General features: G+C 39.3%; 1 protein-coding gene and 2 pseudogenes. All 3 read right to left on the bottom strand.

The window, feature by feature from the left end; all coding sequences use genetic code 11:
• Nucleotides 1-573, bottom strand: a pseudogene (locus BLU98_RS17460) (hypothetical protein); the annotation flags it as partial.
• The gene (locus tag BLU98_RS17455) at nt 570-1,538 is read right to left on the bottom strand and encodes a hypothetical protein (RefSeq protein WP_139174027.1); all 969 of its coding nucleotides are present in this window, start codon (nt 1,536-1,538) and stop codon (nt 570-572) included. The pseudogene BLU98_RS17460 and the gene BLU98_RS17455, both read right to left, overlap by 4 nt.
• 5 nt (nt 1,539-1,543) lie before the next feature.
• Nucleotides 1,544-1,740, bottom strand: a pseudogene (locus BLU98_RS17450) (hypothetical protein); the annotation flags it as partial.

Raw genomic sequence — 1,740 nt, 5'->3', positions numbered from 1 at the left:
GTTATCTCCCACACTAATCCCTTTTTCTTCTACTTCTATTGCAGAGGGTATATCGGGCAAGTGCTTATTTTGCTTGATAAATTGTTCAACCTCTGTCAAAGGCTTCAACTGGTAGGATGAATCGAATACATAGTCGCTCCATCCAGTTTGCGCAACAATCATTTTTTGAGCTTTTACATTTCCTTTTACAGAAAGCATCTCTGTAGGAACTGTTGTCCCTATACCTACATTACCACCGGAGAAAAGAAAACTATTATTGCTGCTTACTGTAAACAAAGCATTGTTTGATTGTATGGAAGTATTAGCATAAGCTTGTCCAGTTCGATCATATGTGAGTATATAACCATTACCGCCTGAAACACCTATCTCTGTACCCAGGCCAGTACCGGTATGATACCATCCTTTAAACCGACCCTGCCCAATTTCTACCTGCAAATCACCGGTGCCAACTGTCAGTTGAGAAACAGGGCTCATGGTGCCAATGCCAACGTTCCCAGAAGAAGGAAAGGTATTCTGTGCAACAGACAAACCACACTGAAAAAGGCAATACGCTCCAAGTAAATATTTTTTCATTTATGACTGATTTGCTTCATTAATATTTCTATTTTTTTATTCTGTGTTTCATTTTCTTTTTTTAAGTCTATTACGTATAAAGTAAGCTCTTCAATCTTTTTTAACAGCATTGCTTGTGTTGATCCTATATCTAATCCTTTGGCTTCTACTTCACCAGCAGAAGGCATATCCGGCAAATGATTGTTTTTTTTGACAAACCGCTCGATATAAGAAAGTGATTTTAAGGGATACTCAGGGGTAAATACATAATCTGGCCAGCCAGATTGAATAACAATCAGTTTCCTGGCTTTGATATTACCATTTACAGAAAGTCTTTCTGACGGAGTCGTTGTCCCAATTCCTACATAACCCGTGTTTGCATCCAATACCATCTGAGAATACCAAATATTATTCCCGTCAATAGTGCCAAACTGGAGCCCCCGATCTGCTGATGTAGTAGCATTCCCCCGGAATCGGATAGCGCCTCCATATGAATTATTGATTCGGATGAACCGTTCTGTTTGTTCTGCATCAAAAGCAATATCTCCCCCTGAAACATGAAGTCTGTAAGACGGCGTGTTGGTTCCTATTCCCACATTTCCGTTAGATGCCAATATCGATAATGAGTTAAAGGATGGACTGCTGATGGTATTGCCTGCCGTTACCCGAAATGCATATGCTTGATTCCCTGTTTCATTAGAATGAATATGGAAAAGATCATTTGATCTACTGTTTGCAGCGTGAGAGGTGCTAAAAGAAAATAGTGGTGATGGATCGCTGTAATCAGCAACATTAGCATTTATAAAATTGCCATTTGCAGGTCCGCCGAGTAGCCTAACAAAATTTCCTGTCGCATACATCACATCAAGCTTAGCAGCAGGCGTTGACGTACCAATTCCCACATTGCCACTTGCAGGGAATGTGTTCTGACTAAATGAATCGCTCAAAATGAGTAGTCCCATTATTGCCGCTAGTAGTCTCTTCATATAAATCATTTTTTCTTTTCTATTTTTGTTTTTATGACATTCACTTCTTTTTTCAATAGTCTATTCTCCTTTTTCAGGTCAATTACATACAGTGTCAGCTCCTCTATTTTTTTCAATAACAAGGCTTGATTATCTCCCACACTAATTCCCTTTTTTTCCACTTCATTTGCGGTGGGAATATCCGGCAAGTGCTTATTTTTCT

The organism is Hydrobacter penzbergensis (assembly GCF_900106985.1).
Lineage (GTDB): Bacteria > Bacteroidota > Bacteroidia > Chitinophagales > Chitinophagaceae > Sediminibacterium > Sediminibacterium magnilacihabitans.
The sequence above is the reverse complement of the archived record's forward strand: the minus strand, read 5'-3'. Positions and strand labels throughout refer to the sequence as shown.